Raw genomic sequence first — 14,916 nt, 5'->3', positions numbered from 1 at the left:
CGGCACGGCGGACGGCCCGGCGCGAGGTGCGACGGGCCTCACGTCCCGGGTTTGCGGGCATTGTCAGTGGCGCAGTGCACTATCGAAGCCGGGAGGTGGTGAGGCGGATGCGGCCGGACATCGCGTACGACTGCGACGTGCTGGTGGTCGGGGGCGGGATCGTCGGCCTGTCCACGGCGTTCGCGATCTCGCGCGCCGCGCCGGGCACCCGCGTGACCGTCCTGGAGAAGGAACCCGGCCCCGCCCGGCACCAGACGGGGCGCAACAGCGGCGTGATCCACAGCGGGATCTACTACCGGCCCGGCTCCCTCAAGGCGCGCTTCGCGGTGCGCGGCGCCGCCGAGATGGTCAAGTTCTGCGCCGAGTACGGCATCGCGCACGCCGTCACCGGCAAGCTGATCGTCGCCACCGGCCGGCAGGAGCTGCCCCGCCTGCACGCCCTCGTCCAGCGCGGCCGGGAGAACGGCATTCCCGTCCGCGAGCTCGGCGCCGCCCAGATCGCGGAGTACGAGCCGGAGGTCCGCGGCCTCGCGGCGATCCGGGTGGGCACGACCGGGATCTGCGACTTCGTGGGCGTCGCCCGGCAGCTTGCCGAGGCCTCCGGTGCGGAGATCCGGTACGGGGCGCGGGTCGTCCGCGTGGACCGGCGGCCCGAGCGCGGGGTCGCCGTCGCGACCGCCCGCGGCGACGTCGTCCGCGCCCGCGTCCTGGTGAACTGCGCGGGGCTGTACTGCGACGAGGTGGCCCGCCTCACCGGCGACGACCCCGGGGTCCGGATCGTGCCGTTCCGGGGCGAGTACTACGAGCTGGCCCGTCCCGAGCTGGTGCGCGGCCTGGTCTACCCGGTGCCGGACCCCGCGTTCCCCTTCCTCGGGGTGCACCTGACCCGGGGCGTCGCCGGCGACGTCCACGTCGGGCCGAACGCGGTCCCCGCCCTCGCCCGCGAGGGGTACGGCTGGGGCGTGGTGCGGCCCCGGGAGCTGGCGGGGACGCTGAGCTGGCCCGGCGCCTGGCGGATAGCCCGCCGGCACTGGCGGTACGGTGCGGGCGAGCTGCGGCGGTCGGTGTCGAGGACGGCCTTCACCGAGGCGGTACGCCGGCTGCTGCCCGCGGTCGGCGAGGAGGACCTGGTGCCCACCGCTGCCGGGGTGCGGGCCCAGGCCGTCCTGCGGGACGGCACGCTCCTCGACGACTTCCTGATCCGTGAGAGCGCCCGCGCGGTCCACGTGCTGAACGCACCGAGCCCCGCCGCCACGGCGTCCCTCCCGATCGGGCGGGAGGTGGCACGCCGGGCGCTGACCGCGCTGGCGTCGGCGTGAGCCGTGCCACGGGACGCCCGGCCGCACGCCCGGCCCCGTAAAATCGACTTCACTGTGTCGAACTCCCTGAACACCCCCGAAGCCTCCCGTCCCGCCCCCGGCGAGCAGCACGAGCACGTCGCCGGCGTGTCCGTGCGGCACACCCGGGCCAAGGGGGAGCCGCGCTTCCCCGACGGGCCGCGGGCCGACCCGGCGGGATCGCACTTCGAGCGGCGGATCCGCAGCTTCCAGCCCCGCCGCAGCCGGGTGACCGCGGGGCAGGCGGACGCGCTCCAGCGGCTGTGGCCGCAGTGGGGGCTGGACATCGACGGGCAGCGGGTGATCGACCTGGCCGAGCTGTTCGGGAACCGGCGCCCGGTGGTGCTGGAGATCGGCTTCGGGATGGGCGAGGCCACCGCGCAGATGGCGGCGGCCGACCCGGACACCAACATCCTCGCCGTCGACGTGCACACCCCGGGCCAGGGCAACCTGCTGAACCTGGCGGAACGGCACGGCCTGACCAACGTCCGGGTCGGCAACGGCGACGCGATCATCCTGCTCCGCGAGATGCTCCGCCCCGACGCGCTCGACGGGCTGCGGGTGTACTTCCCCGACCCCTGGCCGAAGAAGCGGCACCACAAGCGGCGGCTGATCCAGCCGGAGTTCCTGACGCTGGCCGCGACCCGGCTCGGGCCCGGCGCGCTCGTGCACTGTGCGACCGACTGGGAGCCGTACGCCGAGCAGATGCTGGAGGTGCTCACCGCGCACCCGGCCTTCGAGAACACCGAGGCCGCCGGCGGTTTCGCCCCCCGGCCCGTCTTCCGGCCGCTGACCCGCTTCGAGGAGCAGGGGCTGGACAAGGGCCACGTGGTGAACGATCTCCTCTTCCGCCGCGTACCGCACGGGGACCGGCGGACGGTCCAGGATCTGCCGGAGCAGCCGCCCGCCGAGCGCCGCGACCGCGACTGACCGCCCTCGGGACCCGAGGCACCGTCGCGTGCGGCGCCCTCCCTCGTTAGGGTCAATGCCGTGGCCATCTGTCCCCCGTATCCGACGTCGTACCCGAGCGGTCCCGCCGGCGGCCGGCCCCGGCACGCGCACTGGTGGCAGAGGCGGTGGGTGCGGTACGGCGCCGCGGCCACGCTGCTCGCGCTGTCCGGTCTGGTCATCCTGGCCCTGGTCCGTCAGCAGACCGGCACCGAGGGCTTCCTGGTCGGGCTCGGGCTCGCGGTGCTTCCTGTGCCGCTGCTCACCGCCGCCTTCCGCTGGCTCGACCGGGTCGAGCCGGCGCCCTGGCGCAACCTGGTGTTCGCGTTCGCCTGGGGGGCGTGCGCGGCGGCGCTGATCGCCATCGTCGCGAACAGTTTCGCGACCCGGTGGATAGCGACGGCGACCGCCGACCCCTCCGGCGCGGACACCCTCGGCGCGACCGTGATAGCGCCGATCGTGGAGGAGTCCGCGAAGGCGACCGCGATCCTGCTGGTCTTCCTCTTCCGCAGACGCGACTTCACCGGCGTCGTGGACGGGGTCGTCATCGCCGGGGTGACCGCGACCGGCTTCGCGTTCACCGAGAACATCCTCTACCTCGGCACCGCTTTCGGCGCCGACCAGCTGAGCGGCGGCCGGGGCATCGCCTCCGTCACCGCGGCGACGTTCTTCGTGCGTATCGTCATGTCGCCGTTCGCGCACCCGCTGTTCACGGTGTTCTCCGGCATCGGCTTCGGCGCCGCCGCCGGCAGCGCGGACCGCCAGCGGCTGCGGCGGATGCTGCTGCCGCCGGCCGGGCTGCTGCTCGCGATGACCATGCACGCCTTGTGGAACGGCTCCTCGACCTTCGGCGCGTTCGGCTTCTTCGCCGTGTACGCGGCGTTCATGCTGCCCGCGTTCGCGCTGCTGACCTGGCTGGTCGTCTGGACCCGGCAGCGGGAGCTGCGGACGGTGCGCGAGGAGCTGCCCGCGTACACCGCGGCCGGGTGGCTGACGCCCGCCGAGCCCTTCGCCCTGGGGTCCATGCGGGCCCGGCGGCTGGCCCGCGACCAGGCCCGGCGGCAGGCGGGGAAGGCCGCGGGACGGGCGGTCGCCCAGTACGAGGCCTACGCGACCTCGCTCGCGTTCCTGCGGCACCGGGCCCGCCGGGGACGCGCGGGGGCGGACTTCGCCGCCCGGGAGCGGGAGCTGCTGGGACAGATGTGGCTGCGCCGGGAGGTGGCCCAGCCCGCGCTGGACCACGCGGCCCGGATGACGGCACGGCCGGTCGCGGTCACCGTGCCGCCCTGGCCGCCCTACGGGTCGCCCGGCCGGCCGACGGGCTGGCTCCACGGCCCGCACGGGCAGCAGGCGGGCTGGGCGTACGGCACGCCGGGTCCGCCCACGGGCTGGGCCCCGGCCGCACCGGCACAGCCGCACGGCCGGGGGTACGGCTTCCCGACGCCCCCCGGCCCGCACGGTCCGGCGACTGCGCACCCGGCCCACAACCCGTACCGGACCTGACCGGGCCGGGCCGGGCCGGGCGGCTCCTGCCCGGCCCCCTGCGTCCGCGGCGCGGGGCCCGGGGCGCACCCGCCCGCGCAGCCCGGTGACGCACCCGCCTGCGCAGTCCGGGGACGCACCGGGCCACGCAGCCCGGGGACGCGTCGGCCCGGCGGCGAGAGCCCGGTGCGGGTCGGCCCGGTGTGCGTGAGCCCGGCGCGGGTCAGCGCAGTGCGGGTCAGCCCGGCGGACGTCAGCCCGGCGCGGGTCAGCGCGGTGCGTGTCAGCCCGGCGCACGTCAGCGCAGTGCGCGTCAGCCCGGTGCGGGTCAGCGCAGTGCGGGTCAGCCCGGCACGGGTCAGCGCGGTGCACGTCAGCCCGGCGCGCGTCGGGCCGGTGCGCGTCAGCGCGGTGCGCGTCAGCCCGGCGCGCGTCGGGCCGGTGCGCGTCAGCGCGGTGCGCGTCAGCCCGGCGCGCGCCGGGCCGTTGGGCGTCAGCGCGGGGAGGTCAGGCGGACGCCTCGGTCAGCCGGGCGAGCTCCTCCGGGGTGAGTTCCAGGTCCGCCACGCCCAGCAGGGCCGGGAGCTGCTCGACGGTCCGGGCGGAGGCGATCGGGGCGGTCACCGTGGGCCGGGCGGCGAGCCAGGCGAGGGCGACCGTGGCGACCGGCGCGCCGTGGGCCCGGGCTACCTCGTCGAGCGCGGTGAGCACCTTCTGCCCGCGCTCGGTCGCCAGGTGCGCCGCGGCGCCCTGCGCCCGCGCGCTGTCCACCTCGGCACCGGGCCGGTACTTGCCGGTCAGGAAGCCCGAGGCCAGCGCGTAGTAGGGGACGGCCGCCAGGCCGGAGCGCTCGGCGAGGTCCTGGAGCCCGCCCTCGTAGGTGTCGCGGGAGACCAGGTTGTAGTGCGGCTGGAGCGCGACGTACCGGGCCAGGCCCTCCTTCTCGGAGAACTCCAGGGAGGCGCGCAGCCGCTCGGCGGAGATGTTGGACGCGGCGATGTGCCGCACCTTGCCCGCCCGCACCAGCTCGTCGAGCGCGCCGATGATCTCCTCGACCGGCACGTCCGGCTGGTCGAAGTGGGTGTAGTAGAGGTCGATGTAGTCGGTGCCCAGGCGGGTGAGCGAGGCGTCGGCCGCGGCCTTGATGGTGGCGGCGTTCAGGCCCCGGAACTCGGGGTGCTGGCTGACCTTGGTGGCGATGACGACGTCGGAGCGGTTGCCCCGCTTGCCGAGCCACCTGCCGAGGATCGTCTCGGACTCGCCGCCCCGGTTGCCCTCGGCCCACGCCGAGTAGGCGTCGGCGGTGTCGACGAAGTTGCCCCCGGCGGCCGTGTAGGCGTCCAGGACGGCGAAGGACTGCGCCTCGTCGGCGGTCCAGCCGAAGACGTTGCCGCCGAGGGCGAGCGGGAAGACCTCGAGGTCGGACGGGCCCAGCTTGCGTAGAGAAGTCATGTACGACATCAACAACCGCAGCGGATCAACGCATTCCGCAGCGCGGGCCCGTACGGGTCAGGGGGTGAGGCCCTTGCTCCGCAGCCAGGGCATCGGGTCGATGCCGGTGGCCTGGCCGTCGGGGTGGACCTCCAGGTGGACGTGCGGTCCGGTGACGTTGCCGGTGGCGCCCACGCGGCCGATGACGTCGCCCGTGGCGACCTTCTGGCCGACCGTGACGCCGATCGAGGACTGGTGGCAGAACCACAGCTCGGTGCCGTCGTCCAGGGTGAGCACGGTGCGGTAGCCGTAGGCACCGGCCCAGCCGGCCTGGGTGATCGTGCCGCTGTGGATGGCCTTGATCAGGGTGCCGGTCGGGGCGGCGAAGTCGAGGCCCGTGTGGTAGCCGGAGGACCACATGGAGCCGGGCTGCCCGAAGGTGCCGGTGATCGTGTACGAGGACGTCGGCAGGGTGTACTGCTTGGCCAGCTCGGCCAGGTGGGCGGCTGCGGCCTTCTGCCTGGCCGCCTCCTCCGCCTTCCGCTTCACGGCGGCCGCCTGGGCCGCGGCCTCCTTCTTCGCCCTGGCGGCCGCCTCGTCGGCCTTCCGCACCGCGGCCTCCTCCGCGGCCGCCTGGGCCTTGGTGTCGACCTGGGCCTGCTGCTGCTCGGCCTGCGCCATGATGCGGCTGCGCAGGGACTCGCCCGCGCCGGTGTCCTGCTGCGCGGTGTCCGCGGTGTCGGTGGCGAGGCTGCTGAGCGCGGTCGCCGAACCCTGGGGCGCTTCGGGGGCGTCGTCGAAGAGGGCGCCCACGGAGGGCAGGTCGGGCATGGAGATCGAGACCGGCGGCTTGCCGGTGTTGGCGCTGGCCATGCCGCCCGCGCCGACGGCGGCGATGACGCCGACGCCGAGGACCGTGGAGCTGCGGGCGAGTCCGCCGCCGCGCTGCTTGGCGACACGGTGCCGGCCGCGTACGGGGCGGAGGGACTCCTCGGTCGGGTTCCACTCCTCCCACGGGCCCTCGTCGGTACGGTGTTCGCCGTAGCCGAAGGTCTCGGTGCGCTGACTCGGCACGAACGGGGCTTCAGAGGCAGGCCGGTTGGACGCCACGCGGGCGCGCTCCTTTCCTTCCGTCACGCCTACCGGGTTAGCTGACGGGTTCGGAGCGGGAAGGTCTCCTACGCGCGTAAACCTCCGTGCGGACACGGCAGTCGACGCCCGATTCACCCCACTGGGTTGGTTCCCCGGTTCCCTCGCGGGATTCGGCGGGCGCGCACGGAGCCGTCGCGGGTGACGGCTGGGACGACCGCGCTGCGTTATCGAACGTTAATAGACCCGGGCCTCCGATTCCAAGCCGTTCGGCTTGATCGTTAAACCTTTCCAGCGGGGACCTAGGGTCCACCGGAGGCGAAAACCGGGCGAGTCGACCGGCCCAGCGCGCCCGGGAGCCGCTGACGGCGCGTCAATCGCGTCATTGCGCTCCAGGCGCACGCTCGGCGCGTGTGGTGGCACTTTCACGGACGCCGGACGGCCAGCAGCGCCATGTCGTCCGTCATGCCGCCTCCGGAGTGACGGCGCACCTCCGCCGCCACTCCGGCGACCAGGGCGGCCGGGTCGCGGAAGGTCCGGCCGGCCAGCCGCCGTTCGGGGTCGTAGAAGGCGCCCCGCTCGTCCCGCGCCTCGGACAGGCCGTCGGTGTGCAGGAGGAGGGTGGCCCCGGAGGGGAAGCGCGTCTCCTCCGCGTGGTCGGGCCAGATCCCCAGGTCGCCCATCCCGAGCGGCAGCGCCGGGTCGCTCGCGAGCAGGGTGCGCAGGGTTCCGTCCGCGTACAGCAGCACCGGCGGGGGATGGCCGCGGTTGACCAGGCGCACCACCGGGGCGTCGTGCGGGACCTCGGCGAGCACGGCGGTGGTGAAGCCCTCGAAGGCGTCGATGCCCTCGCGGCGGGTGCCCTCACGCGCCAGCGCCCGCTCCAGCCGCTGCGCCACCGCCTCCAGCGTCTCCTCCTGTTCGGCGGCCTCGCGGAAGGCCCCGATGACCACGGCCACGGCGGCGACCGCCCCCATGCCCTTGCCCCGCACGTCGCCGACGACGAGGCGGACGCCGTACGGGCTGTCCTGCACCGCGTAGAGGTCCCCGCCGATGAACGCACCGGCCTGCGCCGCCTCGTAGCGGGCGGCGACCTGCAGCCCCCCGATCCGGCCGGAGGGCTCGGGCAGCACGGCGCGCTGGGCGGCCTCGGCGATCTCCCGGGCGGTGGCCAGCCGCTCGTCGCTGCGCCGCACCAGGATGTTGATGAGCACCGCGAGCACGGCGACGGTCGTCACGGTGACCAGTTCGGCGACCCCGCCGACGTGCAGCCCGGCGCCCACCCTGAGGTGCAGGCCGAGCGCCAGCGCGACGGCCGCCGCGCCGGTGAGGACGGTGGCCCGGCGCGACAGCAGCGGCGCGGCGACCAGGGGCGCGGCCGTGAAGAGGGGGGCGGCGGTGAAACGGGTCGGGGCGAAGCGGTCGTAGCAGGCGCCCGCGGCGAGCAGCAGCGCCGGGAGCGTCCGGACGAGGGCGCGGGCGCGGGAGATCCGCCGCTCCTCGCCCTCGTCGTCCGGACCCCGGCCGGTGCCGCCGCCGAGGCCGGGGTCGGGCACGGGGTCGCCGGGCGGCCGCCCGCCCGCCCGGGCGTACGGGTCGAGGTCGTCCTCGAGGGCCTTGAGGTCGTACGGCCCCTCGTCCTCCACCTCACCAGGCCGCACCTGTCGTCTCCCGCCGCGCATGTTCATGCCGATGTGCTCCGCGCGTCCAGGTTTCCCTCAGCGGGTGCGGGGAGCGAGCCGGTGTGCGCCGTCCGGAGGACAGGATGTGACGTGAAACACGTACGGACGGGTGGGGTGACGACGCAGGCCGGCCCCGGAAAACACTCAGGGCCGGAATCCTTGTGGATTCCGGCCCTGAGCCTTCAGTAGCGGGGACAGGATTTGAACCTGCGACCTCTGGGTTATGAGCCCAGCGAGCTACCGAGCTGCTCCACCCCGCGTCGTTGTGTCTCTACTGTACGACATCCGCGGGGCGGAATGCACATCCGTTGACGTCGGCTCCCGTTCACCCGCCGTCCGCGCGGCCGGCGGCGCGGTGCCGGAGCCTGTTTCAGGGCGTCAGATGACGGTTCGGCGCCTTGGCCCGCTCGGCCCACTCCGGCATCAGCACGACCTCGGTCCCGCCCGCCGCGAGCACCCCGGTCCCGTCGGCCTCCACGACGAACGTGTCCGGCTCCCGCCAGGCCGTGACGACCCGCCGCACCCCCGCGTCGAGGATCAGCCGGGCGCACGGGCGCGGCCGGGAGGCGCGGCGCGCGCACGGCTCCAGGCTGCTGTAGACCGTGGCGCCGGCCAGCCGCGGGTCCGTCGGGTCGATCTTCGCCAGGGCCGCCTCCTCGGCGTGCACGGCCGGGTCACCGCCCTCGCGGGAGTGGCCCCGGGCCAGTTCGGTGCCGTCGGCGGCCACCACCACCGCGCCCACGCTGAACGCGGTCCGCGAGGGCGGGCACTGGGCCGCCAGGTCGCAGGCCAGCCGCAGCCAGTGCCGGTCCGCGGGGACGGTGCGGCCGCCGGTGCCGGGGGCCGTCGGCTCGTAGCGCATGAGGACGACGTCCTCGACGGCCCTGCTCTCCACCAGCCGCAGCCGGCCGCCCTGGTAGGTGCCCGGCCCGAACAGGCGCGGCGCGTCCGGGTCCCCCACGAACAGCGGGGCGAGCACGAGCTGCACCTCGTCCGCGAGTTCCTGCTGGAGCAGCTGGGTGTGCACGGTGCCGCCGCCCTCGACCATCAGCCGCCGCACACCGCGCACGTCGTGCAGGTGCTCCAGCAGCAGCCGCCAGTCCAGCTCGGCACCCAGCGGCACCACGTCCGCGGCGACACCGCTCCCGCGCAGCCGCTCGGCGCCCCGGTCGGTGGTGTAGACGACCTTGTCGCCGCCCGTGTGCCAGAACCGCGCCGCGGGATCCAGCTCGCCCCCGGCGCTGACCGTGACCTTCAGGGGGTACTCCGGCTCGCCCGCGGCGACCCTGGCGGCGCGCCGCTCGGGCGAGTTGACCAGCAGGCGCGGGTTGTCGGCGCGCAGGGTCCCGGCGCCGACGAGGATCGCGTCGACGGAGGCCCGCACCTCGTCCACGCGGTCGAAGTCGGCGGGGCCGGACAGCAGGAGGCGCTCGGGACCGGTGTCGTCCAGATAGCCGTCGAGGGAGACGGCGGCGGACAGCAGAACGTACGGACGGGGCATCGCCGCACTTTACTCCCGGCACGGGTGCCGCGACCTCCGGCGGGGGCGTGGCCGCTCCCGGCACGGGCGTCGCGGCACGGCCGCGGCCTGCGCGGCGGAGGAGCCGGGGCCCGTCCGGGCGGGTGTCAGGGCCCCGTCCCGGCGGGGGGTTGCCCTGTCGTGCCGGGGCGTACTACCGGGGCCGGGGTGCGCCGATCGTGATGCCGAACCCGCACACCGCCGCGCGCAGCCTCCTGCCGTGCCCGTCGGTCAGGCGCAGCGGGGCGCCGTAGTCGCCGCGGCCGGGATGCGGCGGCCGCACCTCGATGCGCGGGTTCTCCCGGGCCGGGATGAAGCAGCTCCCGTCGCGGGAGGCGGTCGCCTGGTAGTAGAGGGGGAAGTCCAGGCCCCGGCCGGGGTTCAGCACCTGCCGGACCCGGGCCGCCGTCCGCGGCTTCGACGACACCTGCGGCCCCTTGCCCAGGTGGACGTCGAAGCCCGGGTAGCCGTCGAAGGCGCAGGGGACGGCGCCGCCGTTGGTCGCGCCGAGCACGGCCGCCGGAGCGTTCCCCGTCCGGTCGGCGACGCGGGTCAGCCTCCACCGCAGGCGGCGGGTGCCGCACGCGGCGGGGTGCCGGGACCCGGGCGGGACCGGGACGGAGGTCCTCCGGGGCGGGGCGGACGTCCGCGGGGTGCCGGACGCGGGCGGGGCGGACGCGGGCGGGGCGGACGTCCGCGGAGTGTGCGGGGCGGTCGCCGTCGCGGTCGCACGGGACGGTGCGGTCGCCGGGGGCGCGGCCGCGCGGTCGGACGGACCGCAGGCAGCAACGGTCAGGATCACGGTCAGGCCGAGCGCCGAGAGTGCCGCCGTCCGCTGCGTCATCAGAACATCCCCTGTCGAAGCCGTCCCGTCGAAAGCCCGGGCGTGTCCACTCGCGTGTTCCGGACTGGAAGATGCGGGAATCCGGGGAAAGGTTCTCCGCCCGCCCCCACATTGCCGCCAAATGCCGGGATCGCCGCCTGCTGCCGCATTTCGGTGTACATGCCGACCGTATACATGCGATCATGGCGGCCGCGACCGCCGACCACGGTCGCGGCGGTGCTGCGCACGGCGGCACAAAGGACGCATCGGGGGGTGCGCTGTCATGCGTGAGGGGATGCTCGCCGCGTCCACCGACGCCCACCGGGGGAGAGGCCCGCGCGGTGCCGACCGCGCCGCCGCTCGCCCCACGGCTGCTCCCGGCGCCGGCCGCGCGACGGCCCCGCCCCGGCCGAGGACGGACATCGCCGGCGACGGCACCACGTCGTCCTCGCCGCAGGGCACTTCGCACACCCGTCCCCCGCGGCGCACGGCGCCGCACGCCACCGGGAGCACGGCCCGCCGCCGCTGCGGCGCGCGGCCCGGCTGACACCACACCGACGACCCGTCCGACGGCCCCCGGCGGGGCGCCCCTTCACGGGACGACGCCCCACCGGAGGAAACGTCACCGGCCGGAGCCCGCGTCCGCGCGGGCCCCACCGGTCCACCCACTCCGCACGCCCCGGCGGTCCGCCGCCGTCCGGCGTGCCCGATCCGGAGCAGATCCTCGTGCCCCACAGACGAATACGCCTGGGCCCCGCGGCCGCACTGTGCGCCGCGCTGGTCCTGGGCGACGCGGCCGCGGCCCGGGCCGCCGCACCCGCCCCGGCCCCCGCGGAACGCACCGCCGGGACGACGACCGGCGCCCACACCCCCGGCGGGACCGCCGGAGAGGGCGCCCCGATGCCCACGGCGAAGCCCACGACGAGGGCCTCCACGAAAAGCTCCGCGCAGGGCTCCGCGAGGACTTCCGACGACACATGGTCGGCGCAGGACGCGATCCGGTTCTGGACCCGCGAGCGCATGGCCATGGCGACCGACCCCTCGGGCCGCACCGCCCCGCCCCCCGGCGCGGCGGCACCGCACGCGCAGCGGCGCTCCGGCGCGGCGCAGGCCGGCGGCGCCTTCTTCGGCGGCATGAAGTCCGTCGGCGTCCTCTTCGCCACGGACAAGGGCATGAAGGCCCACTACTGCACGGCGAGCGTGGTGAGCAGCCCGGGACGCGACCTCGTCCTCACCGCCGGTCACTGCCGCGGCGACAGGGCGGCGTTCGTCCCGATGTACGACGCCACCAAGCCGGCGGGGGCGCAGCCGTACGGCATCTGGCCGGTCAAGGAGTGGTTCCGCGACACCCGGTACGCCTCGGACCGCAGCCCCGCCTCCGACCTGGACTTCGCCTTCGCGAGCCTCCAGCCGGGCGGCGGCCGTGAGGTCCAGGACGTGGTCGGCGCCAACACCATCGCCCGCACCCCGGACTTCGTCAACAAGGTCACGGTCGTCGGCTACCCGACGATCGCCCACAACAAGAACGACCAGGCCTTCCGCTGCCGCGACGTCACCACGGCCGCGCTGCCCGCGTACAACCAGATGCGGATCGACTGCGCCGGCATGTGGGGCGGCGTCTCCGGCGGTCCGTGGTTCTCGAAGGTCGACGCCTCGGGGAGCACCGGCGAGATCATCGGCAACGTGGGCGGCTTCCTGGCGGGCGGCCCCGACGTCCCGAGCACGGACCCGCTGTACAACCGGATCACCTACAGCCCGCTGTACGGGGACCGCTTCCTCCAGCTCTACGCCGACGCCCGGCAGGGCCTCCACACCGACCACGGCCCCTACCGGCAACCGCCCCTGCCCTACTCCATGGGCGACGGCACGACCTGGAAGCACGCCCGGCTCCTGGCCTCGGGCGACTTCGGCGGCACCGGGCACAGCGACATGGTCGTGGTGTGGACCGACGGCGAGACCACCCTCTACACGAGTGACGGCGCGGGCCGCTTCGTCTCCGAGCGCCGCCTGCTGGCCGCCAACTCGGCCTGGACGCAGGCGTCGGCCGTCACCGCGGGCAACTTCACCGGCTCGGACCGCTTCGACCTGATGGTCCGCTGGTCCGACGGCAGGGTCACCCTCCACCCGGACGTCGCCGCCCAGGGCCTGAAGGGGCCCGGCACGCGGATGATCGGCCCCAACAAGACCTGGCAGCACGCCACCCAGCTCTCCGCCGGCCGCTTCGACGCGGACCCGGGCGTCGACGACCTGGTGGTCCGCTGGTCCGACGGCGAGCTGTCCCTCTACACCGGCGTGCGTGCGGGCGCCTTCGGCACGGAGCACATGCTCACGGCCCCCAACCCCACCTGGAGCAGGGCCGCCCTGCTGACCGCGGGCGAGTTCTCCGGAAAGGGCACGTGGGACCTCATGGCCCAGTGGCCGAACGGTGAACTCGACACGTACGCCGGCACCTCGACCGCGGGCCTCGGCGCGCGGTCCCGCGTCCGCAACGGCGGACCGTGGACCCGCAACACCGTGATGACCACCGGCAACTTCACCGGCGACCACCGCACCGACGACCTCGTCGTCCGCGCCCCCGACGGCAGCACCACCCTGTACCCCGACACGGCCGGGGACCACCTGGGCCCGGCCAGGACCCTGGTCCCCCACGCCTGACCGACCTTGCCGCCCCGCTCCCACGGAGGGGCGGGGCGACGGGGACGGGAAACACCGCGGCACCCGGCCCGGCCGAAGCCGGATCGGGTGCCGCGCAGCGGGTCGGAGGGGGTGAGACCTCTCCCGCAGCCGTAGGCCCTGTGGGACTCGAACCCACAACCAATGGATTAAAAGTCCACTGCTCTGCCAATTGAGCTAAGGGCCCAGGCGATGTTGCCTACCCGAGCATAGCCGGAGGAAGCCCTGTCGCCGATCGGGTATCGGGGCGGCGGGCCGTGCGGGTGCCGGTCGGGTTACGGATCGACGGGCTCGGGAGCCCCGGCGCGGGCCGCCTCGCGGGCGCGGGTGCGGGCGTGGTCCGGGTTCAGGAACCAGTGGCGGGCCGAGGCGAGCCACCAGGTCGCGGCGAAGCCGAGGACCACCAGCACGGCGACCGGGGCGTAGTTGAACGTCTCCCAGGTGACCGGGGCGACCTGCGGGAGCATGAAGAGGACGGTGATCACGCCGACCCAGGTCACCGACACCACGCCGACCGCCCGCGACCAGCGGCCCAGGTGCCAGGGCCCGCGCTCGAAGTCCTCGCCCCTGCGCAGCCGCAGCAGGGTCGGGACGACGTAGGCGATGTAGAGGCCGATCACCGCGATGGAGGTGACGGCCGCGTACGCCGTGACGTTGATCAGGTACGGCAGTCCCAGGGCCAGGGCGCCGCACGCGGCGAGCCAGACCGCGGCGACCGGGGTGCGGGTGCGCGGGCTGACCGTGTGCCACACGTGCGACAGGGGCAGCGCGCCGTCCCGGGAGAAGGCGTAGATCATGCGGCTGTTGGCCGTCACCGACGCCATCCCGCAGAACAGCTGAGCCCCGATCACCACGAGCAGCAGCAGCTTGCCCGCCGTCGCGCCGAGCGCGTCGAGGAGGATCTGCGCGGGCGGGGCACCGGTCGGCGAGGCCAGCTCCTTGCCGTAGTCCTGGATGGCGAAGGTGAAGCCCAGCAGGAGGACGAAGCCGGCGATCCACGAGGTCCAGATGGAGCGGACGATGCCCCGCGGGCCGGCCGTGGAGGCGTCGTGGGTCTCCTCCGTCATGTGCGCCGAGGCGTCGTAGCCGGTGAAGGTGTACTGCGCCATGAGCAGGCCGAGCAGGACGACGTAGACGCCGCTGCCCCAGCCGGTGTTGTCGACGAAGTGGGTGAACACGTAGGTCGCGGAGCGGTGCTGGTCGGGGACGAGTGCCAGGGCGCCCACGATGACCGCCACGCCCAGCACGTGCCACCACACGCTGACGCTGTTGAGGAAGGCGACGATGCGGACGCCGAAGGTGTTGAGCAGGCCGTGCACCAGCAGGATCGCCGCGAAGAGCAGGATCGTGCGGCCGGGCGTCACATGGAAGCCGAACTGGAGGTTGAGGTAGGCGCCCAGGAAGGACGCGGCACCGAAGTCGACACCCGCGGTCACCGCGACCTGGCCGAGCACGTTGAACCAGCCCGTGAACCAGGCCCAGGCGGCGGCCGACCGCGGCGGCGCCAGCCGGTGGGCCCAGAAGTACAGGCCCGCGGAGGTCGGGTAGGCCGAGCAGATCTCCGCCATGGACAGCCCGACGAACAGGGTCATCAGTCCCACGGCCACCCAGCCCCAGGTGATCACGGCGGGACCGCCGGTGTTCATGCCGAAGAGGTAGAGGGTCAGGCAGCCGGAGAGCACCGAGATGATCGTGAAGGAGACCGCGTAGTTGGAGAACGCCGACATGCGCCGGGCGAGGACCTGGGTGTAGCCGAGTTGGGCCAGCCGCTCTTCGTCGGAGGACCCGCTCGTGCTGACGTGATCTGTCATGCCCCCAGCGATTCCCTCGCCGACGCGATCACATGCGGCGCACGGCAGGTGCTGTGGCCAAGAGTTGCCGGCGGGTGCGGTGTCCCGTGGGGCGCCGCGTGCGGGATCGTGCGGGCCCGTG

10 protein-coding genes, 2 tRNA genes and 1 riboswitch are annotated in these 14,916 nt (G+C 74.7%); of the genes, 4 read left to right on the top strand and 8 right to left on the bottom strand.

The features are described from left to right. The first annotated feature begins 107 nt into the window (after nucleotides 1-107). Genes lhgD through P3H78_RS27550 form a run of 3 tightly spaced genes read left to right on the top strand, consistent with a single transcriptional unit; the run spans nucleotide 108 to nucleotide 3,788 of the window. Nucleotides 108-1,319: an L-2-hydroxyglutarate dehydrogenase gene (gene lhgD / locus P3H78_RS27560; RefSeq protein ID WP_276111872.1), complete on the top strand. Its 1,212-nt coding sequence runs from the start codon at nucleotides 108-110 to the stop codon at nucleotides 1,317-1,319. A 54-nt stretch (nucleotides 1,320-1,373) separates the two neighbouring features. After that, entirely contained in the window at nucleotides 1,374-2,267 is an 894-nt protein-coding gene (trmB, locus tag P3H78_RS27555; protein WP_276111871.1) for a tRNA (guanosine(46)-N7)-methyltransferase TrmB, read from the top strand. 60 nt (nucleotides 2,268-2,327) lie between these two features. Further along, on the top strand, nucleotides 2,328-3,788 hold the full coding sequence (locus P3H78_RS27550; RefSeq protein ID WP_276111870.1) for a PrsW family intramembrane metalloprotease: 1,461 nt from the start codon (nucleotides 2,328-2,330) through the stop codon (nucleotides 3,786-3,788). 486 nt (nucleotides 3,789-4,274) lie between these two features. On the opposite strand, the gene P3H78_RS27545 is transcribed toward P3H78_RS27550, so the two are convergent. The 6 genes from P3H78_RS27545 to P3H78_RS27520 all read right to left on the bottom strand — a co-directional run bounded on the left by P3H78_RS27545 (nucleotide 4,275) and on the right by P3H78_RS27520 (nucleotide 10,332). Then, entirely contained in the window at nucleotides 4,275-5,219 is a 945-nt protein-coding gene (locus tag P3H78_RS27545) for an aldo/keto reductase (RefSeq protein ID WP_276111869.1), read from the bottom strand. 57 nt (nucleotides 5,220-5,276) lie between these two features. Beyond that, nucleotides 5,277-6,308, bottom strand: a complete 1,032-nt coding sequence (locus P3H78_RS27540) for a M23 family metallopeptidase (protein ID WP_276111887.1) — start codon at nucleotides 6,306-6,308, stop codon at nucleotides 5,277-5,279. A gap of 11 nt (nucleotides 6,309-6,319) precedes the next feature. Continuing rightward, a riboswitch (cyclic di-AMP (ydaO/yuaA leader) is annotated at nucleotides 6,320-6,476 on the bottom strand. A 236-nt stretch (nucleotides 6,477-6,712) separates the two neighbouring features. Then, nucleotides 6,713-7,948 carry a PP2C family protein-serine/threonine phosphatase gene (locus tag P3H78_RS27535; protein WP_438828049.1) on the bottom strand — a complete coding sequence of 412 codons (1,236 nt, stop codon included), beginning with the start codon at nucleotides 7,946-7,948 and terminating at the stop codon, nucleotides 6,713-6,715. Between the two features lie 207 nt (nucleotides 7,949-8,155). Further along, nucleotides 8,156-8,229, bottom strand: a tRNA-Met gene (locus P3H78_RS27530). A gap of 110 nt (nucleotides 8,230-8,339) precedes the next feature. Continuing rightward, nucleotides 8,340-9,470, bottom strand: coding sequence for a dihydrofolate reductase family protein (locus P3H78_RS27525; protein WP_276111868.1), 1,131 nt, complete (start codon nucleotides 9,468-9,470; stop codon nucleotides 8,340-8,342). Nucleotides 9,471-9,642: 172 nt separating this feature from the next. Beyond that, nucleotides 9,643-10,332 (bottom strand): DUF4232 domain-containing protein, encoded by a 690-nt coding sequence (locus tag P3H78_RS27520; RefSeq protein ID WP_276111867.1) that lies wholly within the window; start codon nucleotides 10,330-10,332, stop codon nucleotides 9,643-9,645. Between the two features lie 705 nt (nucleotides 10,333-11,037). On the opposite strand from P3H78_RS27520, the gene P3H78_RS27515 reads away from it, so the two are divergent. Then, nucleotides 11,038-12,966: a trypsin-like serine peptidase gene (locus P3H78_RS27515; protein WP_276111866.1), complete on the top strand. Its 1,929-nt coding sequence runs from the start codon at nucleotides 11,038-11,040 to the stop codon at nucleotides 12,964-12,966. Nucleotides 12,967-13,098: 132 nt separating this feature from the next. Here P3H78_RS27515 and P3H78_RS27510 read toward each other — a convergent pair. Then, nucleotides 13,099-13,171 (bottom strand) — tRNA-Lys (locus tag P3H78_RS27510). 88 nt (nucleotides 13,172-13,259) lie between these two features. Beyond that, nucleotides 13,260-14,795: an amino acid permease gene (locus tag P3H78_RS27505; RefSeq protein WP_276111865.1), complete on the bottom strand. Its 1,536-nt coding sequence runs from the start codon at nucleotides 14,793-14,795 to the stop codon at nucleotides 13,260-13,262. Between the last annotated feature and the right edge of the window lie 121 nt (nucleotides 14,796-14,916).

The sequence above is a fragment of the Streptomyces tropicalis genome, assembly GCF_029269835.1.
GTDB lineage: Bacteria > Actinomycetota > Actinomycetes > Streptomycetales > Streptomycetaceae > Streptomyces > Streptomyces tropicalis.
Note: the sequence above shows the minus strand (reverse complement) of the source record. Positions and strands in the feature narration are given on the sequence as shown.

Excerpts from the sequence above, each read along its gene's own strand:
- P3H78_RS27545 (WP_276111869.1), bottom strand. The coding sequence starts at position 5,219 with ATGACTTCTCTACGCAAGCTGGGCCCGTCCGACCTCGAGGTCTTCCCG.
- P3H78_RS27525 (WP_276111868.1), bottom strand. The coding sequence starts at position 9,470 with ATGCCCCGTCCGTACGTTCTGCTGTCCGCCGCCGTCTCCCTCGACGGC.
- P3H78_RS27520 (WP_276111867.1), bottom strand. The coding sequence starts at position 10,332 with ATGACGCAGCGGACGGCGGCACTCTCGGCGCTCGGCCTGACCGTGATC.
- P3H78_RS27505 (WP_276111865.1), bottom strand. The coding sequence starts at position 14,795 with ATGACAGATCACGTCAGCACGAGCGGGTCCTCCGACGAAGAGCGGCTG.
- lhgD (WP_276111872.1), top strand. The coding sequence starts at position 108 with ATGCGGCCGGACATCGCGTACGACTGCGACGTGCTGGTGGTCGGGGGC.